Source organism: Lysinibacillus sp. FSL M8-0134, from assembly GCF_038069745.1.
GTDB lineage: Bacteria > Bacillota > Bacilli > Bacillales_A > Planococcaceae > Lysinibacillus > Lysinibacillus irui.
This window is the reverse complement of the sequence record NZ_JBBPAJ010000001.1, coordinates 3,140,544-3,158,043: the sequence shown is the minus strand read 5'-3', so window position 1 is coordinate 3,158,043 and position 17,500 is coordinate 3,140,544. Positions and strand designations below refer to the sequence as shown.

At 35.4% G+C, this 17,500-nt stretch carries 21 protein-coding genes and 1 tRNA gene; 19 read left to right on the top strand and 3 right to left on the bottom strand.

Annotated features, from left to right (window positions below; genetic code table 11):
• Positions 1-225 precede the first annotated feature (225 nt).
• From MKY49_RS16110 to MKY49_RS16070, 9 genes are all read left to right on the top strand, one after another.
• On the top strand, positions 226-447 hold the full coding sequence (locus MKY49_RS16110) for a helix-turn-helix domain-containing protein (protein ID WP_004226437.1): 222 nt from the start codon (positions 226-228) through the stop codon (positions 445-447).
• A gap of 74 nt (positions 448-521) precedes the next feature.
• The gene (locus MKY49_RS16105) at positions 522-974 is read left to right on the top strand and encodes a MarR family winged helix-turn-helix transcriptional regulator (protein ID WP_016991542.1); all 453 of its coding nucleotides are present in this window, start codon (positions 522-524) and stop codon (positions 972-974) included.
• Positions 975-984: 10 nt separating this feature from the next.
• Positions 985-1,782, top strand: coding sequence for a glutamate racemase (racE, locus tag MKY49_RS16100; RefSeq protein WP_274794012.1), 798 nt, complete (start codon positions 985-987; stop codon positions 1,780-1,782).
• A 132-nt stretch (positions 1,783-1,914) separates the two neighbouring features.
• Complete coding sequence (gene rph, locus MKY49_RS16095; RefSeq protein WP_274794011.1) at positions 1,915-2,664, top strand: ribonuclease PH; 750 nt, start codon at positions 1,915-1,917, stop codon at positions 2,662-2,664.
• Position 2,665: 1 nt separating this feature from the next.
• On the top strand, positions 2,666-3,259 hold the full coding sequence (locus tag MKY49_RS16090) for an XTP/dITP diphosphatase (protein ID WP_341386663.1): 594 nt from the start codon (positions 2,666-2,668) through the stop codon (positions 3,257-3,259).
• A gap of 12 nt (positions 3,260-3,271) precedes the next feature.
• Positions 3,272-3,775 (top strand): metallophosphoesterase, encoded by a 504-nt coding sequence (locus tag MKY49_RS16085; protein WP_274794009.1) that lies wholly within the window; start codon positions 3,272-3,274, stop codon positions 3,773-3,775.
• 133 nt (positions 3,776-3,908) lie between these two features.
• Positions 3,909-5,369 (top strand): protein adenylyltransferase SelO, encoded by a 1,461-nt coding sequence (locus MKY49_RS16080; RefSeq protein WP_274794008.1) that lies wholly within the window; start codon positions 3,909-3,911, stop codon positions 5,367-5,369.
• Positions 5,370-5,463: 94 nt separating this feature from the next.
• Positions 5,464-5,634, top strand: a complete 171-nt coding sequence (locus tag MKY49_RS16075) for a DUF2639 domain-containing protein (RefSeq protein WP_274794007.1) — start codon at positions 5,464-5,466, stop codon at positions 5,632-5,634.
• Positions 5,635-5,693: 59 nt separating this feature from the next.
• Positions 5,694-6,371 carry a YqjF family protein gene (locus tag MKY49_RS16070; protein WP_341386661.1) on the top strand — a complete coding sequence of 226 codons (678 nt, stop codon included), beginning with the start codon at positions 5,694-5,696 and terminating at the stop codon, positions 6,369-6,371.
• Here MKY49_RS16070 and MKY49_RS16065 read toward each other — a convergent pair whose 3' ends face one another.
• Together MKY49_RS16065 and MKY49_RS16060 are read right to left on the bottom strand one after the other, a co-directional pair.
• Positions 6,372-7,022, bottom strand: a complete 651-nt coding sequence (locus MKY49_RS16065; protein ID WP_274794005.1) for a hypothetical protein — start codon at positions 7,020-7,022, stop codon at positions 6,372-6,374. It lies immediately after the preceding gene.
• Between the two features lie 89 nt (positions 7,023-7,111).
• Entirely contained in the window at positions 7,112-7,858 is a 747-nt protein-coding gene (locus MKY49_RS16060; protein WP_274794004.1) for an SDR family NAD(P)-dependent oxidoreductase, read from the bottom strand.
• 220 nt (positions 7,859-8,078) lie between these two features.
• Between MKY49_RS16060 and MKY49_RS16055 the strand changes: the two genes are divergently transcribed.
• The 8 genes from MKY49_RS16055 to MKY49_RS16020 all read left to right on the top strand — a co-directional run bounded on the left by MKY49_RS16055 (position 8,079) and on the right by MKY49_RS16020 (position 16,031).
• Positions 8,079-8,152 (top strand) — tRNA-Arg (locus tag MKY49_RS16055).
• 165 nt (positions 8,153-8,317) lie between these two features.
• A complete protein-coding gene (locus tag MKY49_RS16050) occupies positions 8,318-9,298 on the top strand; it encodes a tyrosine-type recombinase/integrase (RefSeq protein WP_341386660.1) in 981 nt (326 codons plus the stop codon).
• Positions 9,299-9,327: 29 nt separating this feature from the next.
• Entirely contained in the window at positions 9,328-9,867 is a 540-nt protein-coding gene (locus tag MKY49_RS16045) for an ImmA/IrrE family metallo-endopeptidase (RefSeq protein ID WP_341386659.1), read from the top strand.
• Between the two features lie 264 nt (positions 9,868-10,131).
• Positions 10,132-10,269: a hypothetical protein gene (locus MKY49_RS16040; RefSeq protein ID WP_341386658.1), complete on the top strand. Its 138-nt coding sequence runs from the start codon at positions 10,132-10,134 to the stop codon at positions 10,267-10,269.
• A 311-nt stretch (positions 10,270-10,580) separates the two neighbouring features.
• Positions 10,581-12,044 (top strand): DEAD/DEAH box helicase, encoded by a 1,464-nt coding sequence (locus MKY49_RS16035; RefSeq protein ID WP_341386657.1) that lies wholly within the window; start codon positions 10,581-10,583, stop codon positions 12,042-12,044.
• A gap of 246 nt (positions 12,045-12,290) precedes the next feature.
• A complete protein-coding gene (locus tag MKY49_RS16030) occupies positions 12,291-12,626 on the top strand; it encodes a hypothetical protein (protein WP_341386656.1) in 336 nt (111 codons plus the stop codon).
• A gap of 286 nt (positions 12,627-12,912) precedes the next feature.
• Positions 12,913-15,423, top strand: coding sequence for an HD domain-containing protein (locus MKY49_RS16025; protein WP_341386655.1), 2,511 nt, complete (start codon positions 12,913-12,915; stop codon positions 15,421-15,423).
• 278 nt (positions 15,424-15,701) lie between these two features.
• Complete coding sequence (locus tag MKY49_RS16020; RefSeq protein ID WP_341386654.1) at positions 15,702-16,031, top strand: hypothetical protein; 330 nt, start codon at positions 15,702-15,704, stop codon at positions 16,029-16,031.
• A gap of 1 nt (position 16,032) precedes the next feature.
• Here the strand turns inward: MKY49_RS16020 and MKY49_RS16015 are convergent, their stop codons facing one another.
• Entirely contained in the window at positions 16,033-16,638 is a 606-nt protein-coding gene (locus MKY49_RS16015; protein WP_341386653.1) for an exosporium glycoprotein BclB-related protein, read from the bottom strand.
• Positions 16,639-16,804: 166 nt separating this feature from the next.
• On the opposite strand from MKY49_RS16015, the gene MKY49_RS16010 reads away from it, so the two are divergent.
• Both MKY49_RS16010 and MKY49_RS16005 read left to right on the top strand, forming a co-directional pair.
• Positions 16,805-17,065 carry a hypothetical protein gene (locus MKY49_RS16010; protein ID WP_341386652.1) on the top strand — a complete coding sequence of 87 codons (261 nt, stop codon included), beginning with the start codon at positions 16,805-16,807 and terminating at the stop codon, positions 17,063-17,065.
• Positions 17,066-17,254: 189 nt separating this feature from the next.
• Entirely contained in the window at positions 17,255-17,422 is a 168-nt protein-coding gene (locus tag MKY49_RS16005; RefSeq protein WP_341386943.1) for a hypothetical protein, read from the top strand.
• Positions 17,423-17,500 lie beyond the last annotated feature (78 nt).

The window sequence follows — 17,500 nt, the reverse complement described above, 5'->3', positions numbered from 1 at the left end:
CGTGATAGCTGTTTGCGAGTAAACCACTAACCAAACTACATTGGCAATCATCTCGACGCTTAATTGTGGTGAGATATGGACCCAATAAACAGAAAACGAACGTATGTGTCGAAGCAATTTCCGAAATTTTTAAAGAAAACATGTAATAATCATGCAAATAGCCGTCACCGCTTCAAGCCCCTTAACATAAGTTACAATACGTGCGGGGGAGGAGGGTGTAACTGAATGAATGGCTCTCATCATCGTTCTCTTTTAACAAACCGAGAACGTGAAATATTTGCGCTTTTATTAGCTGAAAAAACAACGAGAGATATTGCAGAGCAGCTTGGTATTAGTGAAAAAACAGTGCGGAATCACATTTCCAATACAATTCAAAAGCTAGGTGTAACGAATCGATCTCAGGCGTTAATTGAGCTGTTACGCTTGGAAGAATTTAAATTAGACTAATGGACACTTGCTATTTCGTGAAAAAAACGACAAAATAGAACTATTCAACGTATTTTTAGGAGTGAAATAGTTATATGTCGGATGAAGTAACAAAGCACTCACCTGAAACCGTTGCAACGGTTGAAAAGGAATTACGCTATATAGCGGCCATCGTGAAGCAAAAGGGAAGAGAGATTGTTTCCGATTATGCGATCACGCCGCCACAATTTGTTGCATTACAGTGGTTAGAAGAGCTTGGTGATATTACAATTGGCGAATTATCAAACCGTTTATATTTAGCTTTTAGTACGACAACCGATTTAGTGGACCGTATGGAGAAAAATGAATTAGTCAAGCGTGTGCGTGATGAAAATGATCGCCGTGTCGTTGTCGTTCATCTTCTCGAAAAAGGCGAACGTATTATTCAAGAAGTTATTGAAAAAAGACAGCAATATTTGCAAGAGATGCTTGTTGGTTTTAATGAACAAGAAGTCGCGCAATTATCAAGCTATTTAGAAAAACTACATGTACACATGAAACAGGATTGAGGCGGAAAGTATGAATGCCCCGATAGGCGTTATTGACTCAGGAGTAGGCGGTTTAACCGTAGCAAAAGAAATTATGAAGCGATTGCCAAATGAAACGATCTATTATATTGGCGATACAGCAAGATGTCCGTATGGTCCAAGAAGTCGTCAGGAAGTACGGAATTTTACATGGCAAATGGCAAAAGCACTTGAAAAAATGAATATTAAGATGCTTGTTATTGCTTGTAATACAGCGACTGCAGTAGCACTCGAAAGTTTACAAAGAAATATGCCTTTTCCGGTACTAGGTGTTATAAATGCTGGCGCACGTGCAGCTGTAAAGAAAACGAAGCGACATGAAGTCGTTGTGCTTGCAACAGAAGGAACAATAAAAAGTGGGGCGTATGAAGAAGCCTTATTGTCACTTAATACGTCAACTCATATTATTCCACTAGCTTGTCCAACATTCGTACCACTTGTAGAAAGTGGCGAATACAAAGGTGACTTTGCTAATCAACTGATAGCGGAAGGCTTAAAGCCGTTGAAAAATCAACAATTCGATACGGTTATTTTAGGATGTACACATTATCCTATCCTACAAAAACAAATTGAAGCTGTTGTCGGAGAAGATGTTAATGTACTCTCTTCTGCGGAAGAAACAGCAAAGGATGTTCAAGAAATGTTAGCGTATAACGGCACTTTAGCAAACGCAAATACGGTGCCTGCTCATAAATTTTTTGCAACCGGTTCTGTTCCAATTTTCCGTTCGATTGCTGAGAATTGGCTAGGGCAAGGTACTCTTGACATAAAACGTATGACATTAAAATAAAAAATCAGCTTAGCAACTGGCTAGGCTGATTTTTGCCGTTTTCAGCATCATACATAAGCCGACGAGTACTTTTTTGATGAAACAAATTATGATAAGATGAGTGCGCGAAAGCTTTTAGGAGGAACGAAATATATGACAAGATTCGATGGAAGAAATGCAGACGGGCTACGACCGATAAAAATGGATAGTGAGTATCTTTTACATCCAGAAGGCTCCGTATTGATTCAAGTGGGAAACACAAAAGTAATTTGCACAGCTACAATTGAAGACAAAGTACCTGGCTTTTTACGTGGGCAAGGAAAAGGATGGATTACTGCTGAGTATTCAATGCTCCCTCGTGCAACAGCTCAACGTACACCTCGTGAATCTTCTCGTGGGAAAGTCAATGGACGTACGATGGAAATTCAGCGCTTAATTGGGCGTTCATTGCGTGCTGTAGTGGATTTAGAAGCATTGGGAGAACGTACAGTATGGATTGACTGTGATGTCATTCAAGCAGATGGAGGCACTCGTACAGCATCCATTACAGGTGCATTTGTTGCCATGACACAAGCTATTGCTAAATTTGCTGAAGAAAAGCCATTCGAGAAATTCCCAGTAACAGACTTTTTAGCAGCAACTAGTGTAGGTATCGTAGAAGAGCAGGGTGCCATTTTAGATTTAAATTATGTTGAAGATGTAGCTGCTGCTGTTGATATGAACATTGTGATGACAGGTGCAGGGCGATTTGTTGAATTACAGGGAACTGGCGAAGAAGCAACCTTTTCCCGTGAAGAACTGAATGAATTGTTAGCGTTAGGTGAAAAGGGCATTCAGCAATTAGTAGAGCTCCAAAAAACAACACTTGGTGAACTAGCAAACAAGGTTGGAGGGAATCAATAATATGAAACAAGTAGTAATCGCAACGAAAAATAAAGGAAAAGCAAAGGATTTCGAAGCATTATTTGGACCACTTGGTTATGAAGTAGTAACAATGTTTGAAGTGGCACCAGAAATGGAAATAGAAGAAACAGGGACAACGTTTGAAGAAAATGCAATCTTAAAAGCAGAAGCCTTAGCAAAAGAGCTTGGTACGATTGTGATTGCTGATGATAGTGGTTTAGCAGTAGATGCTTTAAATGGTGAACCAGGCGTGTATTCTGCTAGCTATGCTGGCGATCATGATGATGAAGCAAACATGATAAAACTATTAGAAAATTTACAAGGGGTCGAAGATGATAAACGTACAGCACGTTTTTGCTGCTGCATTGCTATAGCAGGTCCCGAATTTGCAACAACAACGGTCTTTGGTACATGTGAAGGTGTCATTGCACATGAAAAACGTGGAACGAACGGGTTTGGTTATGATCCTATCTTTTTCGTACCAAGCTTAAACCGTATGATGGCAGAGCTTTCTCCAGAAGAAAAAGGAGCAATTTCTCATCGTGGCAATGCCATTCGCAAGTTAAAGGAGCAATTACCGAATCTTATAAAATAAGAGGTGATATCCATGAAAATACTTGTTATGAGTGATACACATGGTGACAGCCAAGTCATTGAAAGAGTAAAGGGTTTTTATCCAGAAATAGACACTGTGATTCATTGTGGAGATAGTGAACTTCCTTTCGCGCATGAGTCATTAGCGGGAATGATAAAAGTACGTGGGAACTGTGATCATGAGAAGGCTTATCCAGAAGAAGAAATTTTCATGAATAATGACGTAAGGATTTTTATCACCCATGGTCATTTGTTCAATGTGAAAAATTCCATTCTTTCATTATCCTATCGGGCTAAAGAGCTAGATGCACAAATTGTGTGCTTTGGTCATTCCCATATCCTCGGTGCTGAAATGATAGATGATATTTTATTTTTAAATCCTGGAAGCTTATTAAAACCACGTGGTCGCAAAGAGAAAAGCTTTGCTATTGTGGAAATAGAGGCTTCTACTTTTAAAGTGGCATTCTGGACTGACGATCACCAATGTATAGCTAGTCATACATTTCAAAGAAAATAAGAGGAAATGAATCCGCAAGACTTCCGAAGTTATTGCGGATTTTTATATTGACTATGAATAGTGGTAAAATTGTCTATGAATGAAAGATGATGAAATAGAAAAAATAAACTCAAAAGGAACCAAAGGAGACATCATGAAAAAGACAATTGGCTGGCATTTTGATAATAGTTATGTTCGACTACCAAGTATTTTTTATTCCGACATTTCATTAAATCCTGTACGTTCACCAAAACTGGTGTTGCTTAATGAAGCAGTAGCAACATCACTTGGCCTAGACATTGAAGCTTTACAAGATGAGGAGGCAGTAGCCATTTTGGCTGGTAGTAAAATCCCAGAAGGTGGCGAACCAATTGCGCAGGCTTATGCAGGACATCAATTCGGTCATTTTAATATGCTAGGTGACGGTCGGGCGCTGCTATATGGTGAACAAATAACCCCCCATAATGAACGCTATGATATCGCATTAAAAGGTTCCGGTAGAACACCTTATTCTCGTGGTGGTGATGGAAGAGCTGCATTGGGTCCAATGTTAAGGGAGTATATTATAAGTGAGGCGATGTACGCGTTAGGAATTCCTACTTCCCGCTGTTTAGCAGTCGTGACTACCGGTGAAACGATTATGCGTGAAACTGAATTGCCAGGTGCGATTGTCACACGAATTGCCAGTAGCCATTTGCGTGTAGGAACCTTTCAATTTGCCGCAAACTGGGGGACGGATGAGGAGCTTCAGCTCTTAGCTGATTATGCATTAGAGCGACATTTCCAAGCAGATTTAGGAGACCAAAATCGTTATCTTTATTTACTACAGGAAGTAATCAAAAAACAAGCGTCTCTTATAGCTAAGTGGCAATTAGTTGGCTTTATCCATGGTGTGATGAATACAGATAATATGACGATTAGTGGTGAAACGATTGATTATGGCCCTTGTGCGTTTATGGACACCTATGATCCAGCGACAGTATTTAGCTCAATTGATCATCAAGGTCGTTATGCTTATGGCAACCAGCCAAATATAGGTGGCTGGAATGTCACACGCTTGGCTGAAGCGTTACTCCCTTTAATTCATGAAGATCAGGAGGAAGCTATTCAACTGGCACAGGATGTTCTGCAACAATATCCCCAGCTGTATACTCAAAATTGGATGAAGGGGATGCGTGCTAAGCTAGGATTATTTACTGAAGAACAAGAGGATGCAGCATTAATTGAAGAACTTTTGCAGCTCATGCAACAATACAAAGCAGACTATACAAATACATTTATCGCGTTAACATTTGACCAGGTAAATGAATCTGAGTTATTTACTGCATCAGCTTTTAAAGAATGGTATCAAAAATGGCAAGCGCGATTAGAGAGGCAGCAGCAGACGAAAGAAATGTCACAACAAGTAATGCAACAGCATAATCCTGCTGTTATTCCACGCAATCACAGAGTAGAAGAGGCATTAGAAGCGGCAGTAGAACGAGGGGATTATAGTGTGATGAACAACTTATTAAAAGTCCTTGCGCAGCCCTACGCCCATACAAAAGAGCAACAGAACTATGCTTCACTGCCTGAATCGTGTAGTCAACCATATCGCACTTTTTGTGGCACTTAAAAAAGAGAGGATACCGCCTCTCTTTTTTTTATTGCACAAAGGCACCCTCAAGAATTCAAGTGCATACCCTATGTATGAATAAAGATAAAGGAGAATGGGTTCGGTGCATCAATATTCAAAAGGTTGGTTTGTCAAAAAATTACGAGCACAGGGGATAATGGTACATCCCCAATACAAAAGTCATTTAGGTTTGTATAAAGAATCTGAATTACGTAATTTATATTATCGTTATGTTGAAATAGAATCTGCTGAGCAAGATAAATAGTTCGTTTGTTTGAATAACTCCTTTCTAGGAAAAACTAGTCGTTAGAAAGGAGTTTTATTATGTGGATGATGACACAAACATGGCAAGATGTATTATTCTTACATTGGCCTATATCTCCCCAAGAACTACAAAAATATATACCGAATGAGTTACAGCTCGATCTCTTTGAAGAGAATGCTTGGCTTAGTGCTGTCCTTTTTAAAGTTTATCGACATCGACTTCGCTTTCTACCGCCCATCCCTGGCATGAATAACTATTTACAGTTGAATGTCCGAACATATGTCAAGTATAACGGTAGGAAAGGAATCTATTTTTTTCATCTAGATGTGACTAATTATTTACTATCAAAGGTAACGGCAATCGGGAGCTTACCATATCGTTATTCACAATTAGTAGGCAAACAAATTGATCATCACTTTTCTTATACAAGCCATTACAAGGCATGTGATGAAAGATTAAAAGTTACTTTTACATTGGGGGATCATACAGCCACGAATTTTGATCACTGGATCGTAGAACGTTATCATTCATGGTCAAAATACAACAATAAACTGCTTCGTATTGATATCCACCACTCACCTTGGGAGTTGCAACGAGCCAGAGTAACCATTCAAAGCAATTCACTCGCTTCCTTTATGAAAAAAACTTTTCAACATATGGAGCCTATTGCCCATTATGCCAAGAACAAGGTGGCTAGAGTTTTCCCACCAGTAATGGAACATAAAAAGCTTACGTAATTAAAAGAGGTAACAAAATTGCATCACAATGGCGCTGGCAATCATATCAGACATCGCAAGTGCCTCTGCTTCAATTTCATCAAAAACCTCTACATCTGCTTGATAATCTTTTTGTATCATCGTCACCGCTTCATTTTTCGTTAAAGCTAAATGCGTATAAAACATTTTTTGTACAGCTTCTCTACTTAAATAAGGATTGATTGTATGCAAAAATATGGCAATATCATCTGCATTGCGATACCATTCTTTTTCTTTCACTTCCGCTGTTGAAGCATCTCCTTTAGCAGCTGCTGTTACTAATTGTGCAGCAATAAGTAAATGCTCCTTAATTAAGGCCGCATAGCGATCTGCTACAGAGTCACCGTAAAAGGGCCGTAGACAATTCCCTAAATCGGTTGCATTTCGTAGCAAACGCTGTTGCACAAAAGGTAAATCAGGTAAATTAAAGACAATGCTGATGATCGTCATCCGTGTCCAATTCACATGCTCCATCCAGAGTAAGCGATTCATGGCCATAAAATCTGCTTCGTTTTTACTGATACAACGACGATAATCATTGGAATTTAAAATGTGTCGAATCGGTGCCGTATATTGACCATAGGGACCTTGGTACAGCTGGCTTAAAGTAAAACCATTTGAATAGGGGTACAAGGCTTCACTCCTTCTTGTTTTTTCTCCTACAGTAGCATACTCCGCACAATCTCTAAGTATGAAGAACAAGAAAGTAAAGGAGATTATGATTACTCTTCGTAAATCATCTTTTTGGTCATACCACCATCAACGGTAATATTAATGCCTGTCACAAAATTATTCTGCGGATTGGTTAAATAGAGACAAGCCTGTGCGATATCCTCTGGTACACCAACCCTTCCCGACAAATGCTGCGCATGATCTATTGGACGAAGAGCTGCATAATCGCCCGTTTCAATCCAACCAGGCGAAATACAATTCACAGTAATCTGATCAGGCCCTAAAGATCGGGCTAAAGCATGGGTTAATGCCACAATTCCACCTTTTGTAGCCGCATAGGCTTCTGTATCAGGCTCAGACATTTCCGCTCGCGTCGAAGCCAATGAAACAATCGCACCACCCTTCGCATTGTGTCTCATCACCTTTGCTGCCTCTCTTGCACAAAAAAAGGTACTCGTTAAATTCGTATGCAAAAGATCACTCCACTCCTCAAACGTCACATCATAAGGAGATTTATGCTGAAACTTTCCAGCGTTATTAATTAAAATATGAATCGTCCCGTATTGCTCAACAGCTCGTTGCATTAAATGAACGATCTCCTCTTCCTTCGTCACATCCGTGTGAACAAATAATACAGAGTAGCCTTTAGCAAGCAGATCCTGTTCTAATTGTTGACCAAGCCCTTCATTTAAATCGGCAATCACTACTTTTGCTCCCTGTCGTGCATAGGCATGAACAATACCTTTCCCAATCCCCTGTGCACCACCTGTGACAATAACAACTGAATCCTTAAACATCAAACATACCTCCAAGTTTTTATCGCCAATAGTGTAGCAAAATTTTTTATATTCGTCCCTTTAGAAGGTGAAGAGATGGTATAATTGATACTATCACAGCATATGATAAAAAATATGAGGCAAACCTTGCCTACATAGTAAAATTAATGTTGACATTATGCTATAAAGTACATATAATAAATATTGTCCTTCCTATGGAATACATAAGAAACGACATCATGTCTCAGTAGCTCAGCTGGATAGAGCAACGGCCTTCTAAGCCGTCGGTCGGGGGTTCGAATCCCTCCTGGGACGTACAAAAATCAGTCACAAACCCTTGATACCATTGAGTTTGTGAGAAACTAGGGATTCGGTCAGGGCTTCGGTCACTGATGCAGAATCCCTTTTTTTGTACCCAAAATTACGCAATCTAACAGAACGAAATGTATCTTCCAATTCAACTGAATGGAGGATTTTTTTATGACTAAAAAGTCGGGATTGTTTGATGTAGATTTCTCGTTTACATCACCTCAGGAGCTTGCCGCCTCGGTTAAAGGAGAGCAAGTGAGAACTTATTCAAAGAGCTTTGCGGAAGCGTTAAAGACGATTGTAAAGCAAATGGAAGTGAGCGGCTACCGAGCAAGAACATTAAAAGATTATGATACGGTGCTAACGAACTTTGCGAAAAGCGCAGATGTAAAGTATTTAGACGAGTTTACAGTCGATACAATTTATTCATGGCTTAATGGCATGGCTGTTGTAAATCAAACGAAGCTTACACGCCTAAAGGTGCTGAAATCATTTCTTGGAAAGTGTTTAACAAATGGGTGGCTTACGATTAACTTTTGGCAATCAGTCAATGTGAAGGTTGATAAGAAGGTGAAAAAAGGCGCAAAGCCAAACGACATAGCTGTGTTAATCTCATTGATTGATAAGAACACATTTGTTGGGCTTAGAGATGTGACAGCAATACTTACGATGTACAAAACAGGCATACGTATTAACACACTTGGTCAGCTAAAGGAGCATCACATTGACTTTGACAATAAGACGCTCGTATTAGAAGGTGCTATTTTAAAGAATCATCAAATCTTAAAGCTACCAATTGATGAACAGCTAGTCGAGCTATTCAAAGTGTTAATTCGTTGTAACGATAACATTCGCAGTCACTATGGGGAGAATAACAGCAATTTATTTATCTCAACAAGAGGAACAAGCTTAAATACAAAGTCAACGAATAATGCTATCTCAAAACAGCTAACAAAGTATGCAAAACGGTTTAACTTGGAGAACATCAATGCACATGCTATTAGACGAGCCTATGCGAAGAATTTACATGACAAGGGAGCGAGCATTGCGATTATATCAAAAGCTCTCGGTCATAGTGATTTAGCGGTAACAACACAGTATTTAGATTTAGATGTTGAAGAAGTAGCAAGAGATTTGAGAGAATATCTTTAGGTTAGTTGAATTTAGGGAGGTTAGACGAGATGGCTGCAATATTATATCAAAAAGTAGAGGTATCAGGTTTAGAACAGCAAGTAGTATTGCTGAAACAAAAGTATTTGCAGTATTTTGAGGAAATAGCACAGGTCTATCCATTAAAATGGAATATTGAAAAAGATGATACAAATTATTTGAAGCCTAATACAACTATGGCTAGTTCAAAATTAGAAAATGATGAATTGAAAATATGGTTTTTCTTACATCATATAGAAGCTGAATTAAATTACAAACATTCTATAACGAATTATACCTTCTTCGAGAAAGTATCTTTGATTTATTTAGAATTTATATTATTACATGAGTTAAAGCATCTACAACAATTTTGCGATGGACTTACTACAGAGAAGTATAAAGCCGCATCTAATAAGTATGAAGATAACCCTTATGAGAAGGAGGCTAATGAATTTGCATTAGAACTGATTAAAGCTGATTCAGAAGATAATTATGAGTTGCTTCAATATATGATTAACGGAGGGAAGTTTAATATATATAACCAAAACGAGTGGAATGAAAAAATAAATTAAAAAATTTCAATATCACTTTCTTATGTCGAAGAAAAAGCCGGCTTTATCTTTCCTTTGAGATATGTATGAAAATAATACTAAATGCGTATATTTTCTACTTTCTGTACTTTGGGTAAAAGCCGGCTTTTTTTGTTTGTTAAAAATATATTGACAAGACGTTTTGGATGTGAATCGGAGGGGTTGTACTAATTTTGGATATACATTATGATGTAGAAGCAGTCAACGATAAACGTTGATTTAATAAGATTTCAGAGGTGTTTTGTAATGTTTAAGCAAGATGTATTAGAAAAAAATATCACTCAAGTTTTAGAGGAAGCTAATGGAATGAGTGATGCAATTAGTAAGCTTTCTTCAATGATTAATGAAAAATTATTATTTGTAGAAAAGATGAATTTGACTTAGAAATTTTAGAAAACTATCGCAAGAGAAAAGTTTTCAATGAATTAAAAGCTATTCAAGAAAATGAACTAAGTGATATTTATTCAGGGGATAAAAGTCACTTAAAGTATTTCTTACAAGCAGATGAAAATGTTTTGTTTCATTATTTAATCGGTGATATTTGTGATGGAGAGTTATCTCTTACTGAGAAGATATTACTTTATTAGTAAAATGAGAATTTTATGTCAGGCATTGATGTAAGATTTTAAGTCGGAATATTCAGTTTATAGAAGTGCCGAATAGGTGCTTCTATAGAACTGAGTTAGGAGTTTGAGATGAAAGTTACTGATTTGATTAAAAAAGAGTACCTAACATGGAAGTCAGGTGATATTATTTCACTTTCAGCAGGAACAGGAAGCGGTAAAACCTACTTTGTTATTAATGTTCTAGCTAAACAAGCTAAAAAGAATAATGAGCTAATTCTTTATTTAGTTCCTAGGACAAAATTAAAAAAACAAGTTTTGAATAGGCTAAAAAAAGCAGATGTGACGAATGTTGAAGTTAAAATGTATCAGGCAATAGAACATTCTATAGTACATAGTGAGGGTGACATATCATGGTTACGAGCATATGATTATATCATTTGTGATGACTCACACTATTTTACAAATGATGCGTTGTTTAATGCAAACACAGAAGATTCTTTAAAGCTGATTTTAAGTGCTAGTAATGCTATCACTTTATTAATGAGTGCAACAGGAGAACTCTTGATAAAGTACATTAAAAAATTTTACAGCTCGAGGTCTATCAAGGAGTATTCTTTACTTCCAGATTACAGCTACATTCAAAAATTATCTGCTTATCAATCAGAACAACAGTTGTATGCTTCGGTAGAGTGGTTAGTAGCAAATAACAAGAAAAGTATTATCTTTATACAAAGCGATAAAAAAGCTTATGAGTTGTATAGCAAATTTAAAGATAATGCAATGTTTGTTTGTGGAGTGAGTAGCAAATATAAGCGATATGTAGATGAATACCAAATTGAGCAAATGATAGAGAATGAAAAGTTTGAAACACTACTTTTAATTACTACAGCAGCGCTAGATGTGGGCTTTAATATAGAAGATATTGAAGTACAGCATATTGTTATTGATATGCTTGATACTGATACTTTCATTCAATGTCTAGGTAGAAAAAGGTTAGTGCCTGGAGCAGATGAAAAAGTGAATGTATTGTTTCAAAACTATAATAACAATCAAATTGGCGGTAAGCTCTCAATGGCGCAAAAGAATGTTTCATTGGGAAGGCAATATTATAAAGTAAAAGCTGTTAAAACAGAAAAGCATCAACGAATGTCATTGAACAATATGTTCTATTATGATGGAGAAAGTGATGTTCAAATCAATAATATGATTTATGTGAAATCTGCTTTTAATGTATCTCGTTTCAAGAAATATATTGAACAGCCAAAAGGGTTTATAAAAGAAATTCAAAGGCTTTTAGGCTATGAAGATAAGGTGTATGTTCTCGATGATTTACAAGATAGACAGAGAGAATTAAACATACTTCAAAAGTATGAAGAGGTTGTTTATTATTCTTCCAAAGAAGCAAAAGTAATTCTTCAGGAGCTAAATATAAAAAATGCTCATTATAAAGTTATAAGAGACTTTTCTGAAGCGAATAAAATTTTTGCTGAAAGACAGTATCCTTATGAGTTTATAGTTTCTAAAGGTTATATTACTGATGACATAGGCAAACGTAAGCAAACAAGGATTTATACTTTATGCAAGACAAAGTGAGCAACACCCTATATATAACATACAGACTGTTTTGTCTCGTTGAAAAGTAGAGTAGATATAACAGTGTTTTCGCTTGCTTTTATGAATTGCAAGCGTAGCAGCAATTCGTAAAAGTGAGTGGAAACAAGCAAATATTGTTTGAACATTATACATGAGCGTAGAGAGCAGAGCGAACGCAGCCGTGTTAATGTGAAAACGATATGCGCTAGCTTTATAAACATAATATAATAATTAGGAGTTGTTAGTATGGACAAAGAAGTTATGATGAACGCTATAAATAACATTACAGATAAATTTTATATTACTCCAAAACATGAAGGGTGGAAAATGCTCTTAGAAGCATACAGAAAATATGAAATTGAAAAATGTGAGAAAAAAATAATTTCAGATGAAGATGGCATGGGAAAAGAATTGAGTTATCAACGATTAAATAAATTATTCAATATGACTGACCAAGATTTACAATCAGATTTTTGTTTTTCTGTATCAGAAAGAATTGCTTGGCAAATGAGTAGAGGTGAAGCAGTTGATTATAAAACAATTTTTAATAATATTTTCATTTGGGATGAAGAAGCGAGCTAATCTATAGCTCGTTTTTATTTTTAGCTTTTGAGGAACATTAATGAGTGCTTGTTAGGGTGAACCGATACGATAAGGTTTATAAATAGAGTAGATAAAATAGAAGGTATTTCCAAACTTTTGTTGAATAATAATAAGTGGGGGTATTTTAAAATATTTGCACTAGTGAAATATTAACTATATGCCTACCTGAAACACAAACACACCGAGTGAAAAATTTATCGAAACGATGCGATAGTAATAATTATGTTTGATTTAAAATTTTTAGGAAATTATAAAGGGAGATACTATGGATATTAAAGATACACTTTTAATGAAAGAATTAGAAAAAAGAGATTCACCATTTTTTAATAAAATAAATGAACTTTATGTTGAAATAGAAGATGTTTTAAATAATAGAATAGCTCGTGTGTTTCCCTTTTATACACAACATGATGTAAAACATTCTTTAAGGATAATGGGGCATATTTATGACATTATAGAAAAAGTGGAGGAATTAAATGATTTAGAGATTGCATTATTAATTTATGCAGCGATGTTACATGATATTGGAATGGCTGCGGATGAAGAGGAAATAGAAAAGATTAAAAGTGGGGAACTAAAATACGAAGGTTTAGACTATTCCTTACTATTAAAAGAGTTTTCAAATAATGAAACTTATGCTCTCCAAGAATTTGTAAGAGAAGTACATGCTTATAGGTCTTCTGAATTTATAAAGAATAAATTGCTAAAGTACTTCACTATACCAGATATGCAATCAGTTTCTTTTGCGAATGAACTTGCTCTAGTTTGTGAAGCTCATACAAAAGATTTTTTTTGGTTGAAAGCAAATTTGGATAGTAATATTGTTAAGGGTTCCTATTCTGTTAATTTAATATTTTGTGCGATGGCTTTAAGGTTAGGAGACATTTTAGATTTTGATAGTTCTAGAACACCGGGAAGGTTATTTGAAGCTGCTAGACCATTAGGTTATAGTTTACAAGAGTGGAAACAACACTTTGCGATTGAAAATGCACCTAAAGTAATTACGAATAAACAGGGATTGAAAGTTGTAGAGTTCTATGGGAATTGCGAAGAGCCTAAAATCTACAGAAAAGTTTTGGGGTATTTAAATTGGGTTGAAAATGAAATTAACAATGCTTTAGAAATCTCTGAAAATAGTGAGGACAAGCACAAATTTAATTTACATTATAAAGTAAATAACTTTATTAAGTCTAAAAGCTATAAAGTAGTAGACTTGAAATTTGAATTTAATTATTTAAAAGTAATGCAAATTTTGATGGGCGAAGAGTTATATGGTAATAAGAAGAGTGGCTTGAGAGAAATAATTCAAAATTCGATTGATGCTTGTAAGCATCTAATAGTAATAAAAAATAATCACAAAAAACCTTGGGAAGATGAATATAAAGGCAAAATAGATATTATTCTAAGTAAGAGTACTAATGAAGTTATTATTCGAGATAATGGAATTGGAATGGACTATTCAGTTTTAAAACGATACTTTTTGGAACTAGGTTCATCTTACTATAAATCTAAAGAATTTAAGATTCTAGATAATAAATATAAACCTATAGGTAATTATGGAATTGGGTTTTTAGCAAGTTTTATGCTTTCCTCAAAAATTAAAGTTAGAACATCTCATTATAAAAGTGATGTAATTTTAGAACTCGAAGTTGAAAAAGATGACCAATATGTAGCTATTAAAGAAGAAAAAGCATCAGGGATGTTTGGAACAGAAATAGTATTGAATTATCAAGAGTTTATGGAAGTATGGGAGAATAAAATTGAAAACTTAGAAAATTACCTAAAAAATGGTTTTATATTTAATAATATTCAATCTTCTTTATACATAGAAAATGATTATCAGGATTACGACAAAATAGAAATATGTAAGAATGATATTGATGAAGCCATTGATTTGAGTAAGTATTTGATTGATGTTGAATTGAAAGTGAAATATATTGCAAAAAAACCTGTCTTTAAAAATCGTTTAGAAGATATGTTTAATGAAGAAATCGTGCTTTATAAAAATGGTAGGTTAAAACATCTTTCTAAAGAAACTAAGTTAGAAAAGATGAAAGAGTATATAGAGGATGGATATATATATACTACTAATGTAGTTTTAGTTGAAGAGGAGCTGGTTCCAAGGCTAGAAACAGCATTAGAAATATTAGAAGATGGTGACGAACTAATTGAATCTGTATGGGGCTTTTATATGCCGGACTCTGTGGAAGTAATACCTCAATATAAAGAAACAAAATTTGATACTGCATATCATTATAAAGATTCAGAAGATATAATAGGTTTTGATATAGAAGAGATAAATAACTTGAATTTTAATCATAACAATAATGCCGGAACTTTTTATACAGCACAAGCCTATAGGATTTTTAATGTAGATGGAATTAATAAGTATTTACATTTAAAAGATGATGACGACGATTTAAATTTATTTAGATTGTCAGCTAGAAATGAAGAATTATTTAGGAAACTCTATATAAGAGGGATATTTGTAAAGAATATATCTTCTATCTATATTAAGGATGGTATAATAGACATTATTCTTAAGGAAGTTAAAGTTAATATTTTGAATGAATCTATAATTCCTACGGTTAATAGAAACTCCATTAAAGAAAATGATGCCGTAGTAATTGATAATTCGGTTTATATAGCAATATGTTTACATATTATAGATAATACATCAGATGAGTCTGAAAAAATTTTAATGAGGAAGTACCTTAGTGAATATATGGATTTTTCCAAGAGTTTGATAAAGGAAGAATATCATATAAAATATTAGATTTGACTTGCTAATAGTGCTTGATTAAATTAGAATCAGATTTAAGATACTTTCGGTCTAAGAACGTAATTTGACCGAATCCCTAGTAAGAATTGAATACGTCTCAAACGCTTGGTGTGCCTAGTATAAGTAGTGAAAACTATAGTGGTAAGCTAAGCCGTCGGTCGGGGGTTCGAATCCCTCCTGGGACGTAGCCGACATAAAATTAGTGGATTTTATGAAGAGAGAAGAACGCTTGAAAGCCTTGATATATAAGGGTTTTGGGCGTTTTTTTCTTTTTGAGGTATACGATTAGATTCGATTTCATGCACTCGCTGCCATTAAGAGACGAACTCAAAGACCAACTTCAAAAATGTATCTTAGCTACAAAAATAAACGATGTACGTGATTTCGTGAACGCTAAGGATGTTTTAGCTGACATTATCCGTGATATTACGAATGGTACTTTAACAGTAGCAAGTACATTAAGAGCCGTTTTCGTAGGGGCATTTAACAAGGCTGTAGGACGTTCAAAGGTGAAGCCTAATAAATCTTCATCTATAGAAAAAACAGCAGAAAGAAAGCGTCCGGTGCCTTTTTATAATTGGTTAAAGGAGAGGGATATTTAAGTTAAACAATATTAATTCCTGCACTTGCATTTCCTACAATAACGTCAACTAGAACTACTCCTGATACTGATGAAATATAAAATACCATTAATAATTGGTCACCAGCAGATACCGGTACTGGTGGGATATTAGCTGAAGCAAAAGTTATTTGTCCACTTGGATTAGGACCTGTTATAGGTGGAATTAAATCAACGCTGGCACTTGTGCCGGTAAAAATATTACTACCTTCAGGTGCAAGGAAAATTTGAGCTCGAATTGTCACAGATCCATCCAAAATAGCCCCATCAATTGGGGCAAATGTTGCAGAAATTGCTGTAATTTTACCTTCACGTGGAACTGAGAAAGCTTCGGTAAAAAGGTTTGTTAAATTAATTGTATTACCTATAATAGGTACAGCATTTAAAGCAGAACCAAATCCTAACATGCTTCCACTTATAGCTCCAAGTATATCTTCAATTACAGATAGTGAGATTCCAGATGAGAATGGAATTATTGAACCGTCAACAGGAATTGAAGTGTTTATACAGTTGACATCATTAGCTGTAAATGTCCCGAACTTATCGCATTTAAATGTTGACGATTCATTATTACACCTACAATTATTCATATGATGGTTATCTCCTTTTTTCTTTATATTATGTAGTTTAGAGTAGGGTAACAAAGGCTATAAACCACGTTTACTAATATTAAACCTAATCAGAGTAATCGGATTCATAAGTGTTGGAACGGTAATTTATATGGCCACTTGCATACCCATCCAGAGGATAACGTCATTGTCTGGTTTAAATGTTCGTGATGGTAAAGATACTTTGACAACTCAATTGGTGAAGAAAAAACAATATGAATGGGGATGGGAATACAAGTACAGGATTCCTCTTGGTCGCTCATTTGCTGATTATGAATCTAAGCTGAAGGTATTTGAGGATGGACAAAATTACCGTAGAAAGAAAATTGTATTAAATGATTTACGACAACTGGATTTCAATAAAGACTTTCTTCTTCAACTGCAATTTAACTGTGGAAGACAGAGCTGACGGAGCAAAAGGAAATTGAACTTTCTTATGATGATTAATTGTGCGAGTGTATGATAAGCATTTATCTAAGGAAGTACCATATACGCAAGGTAAAGGTTGGAGTGTGCCTGTAGGAGTGACTAGAGCACGTAACGAGTTTAAGTATCATGACTTTGAAATGGTGCCACAAGGTATAGAAAGAGTAATCTCATCAATTCAACTATTTGTAGTCTTATTCAAGCTGAACCAGAGCATACAAACCTTTACTTAATCAATTTAAAAGGTGGAGTGGAGCTGTGGGACTATGAAAATATTAAACAAACGATATCTATTGCCTACGAGCCGTATGAGGCCCAGCACATTACAGAGGGCATATGACAAGAAGCATGATATACAACGTGAATTAAAGCGAATAGGCAAGAAGAATGTACAGCAAGCAGGCATTAAAGAACGTTA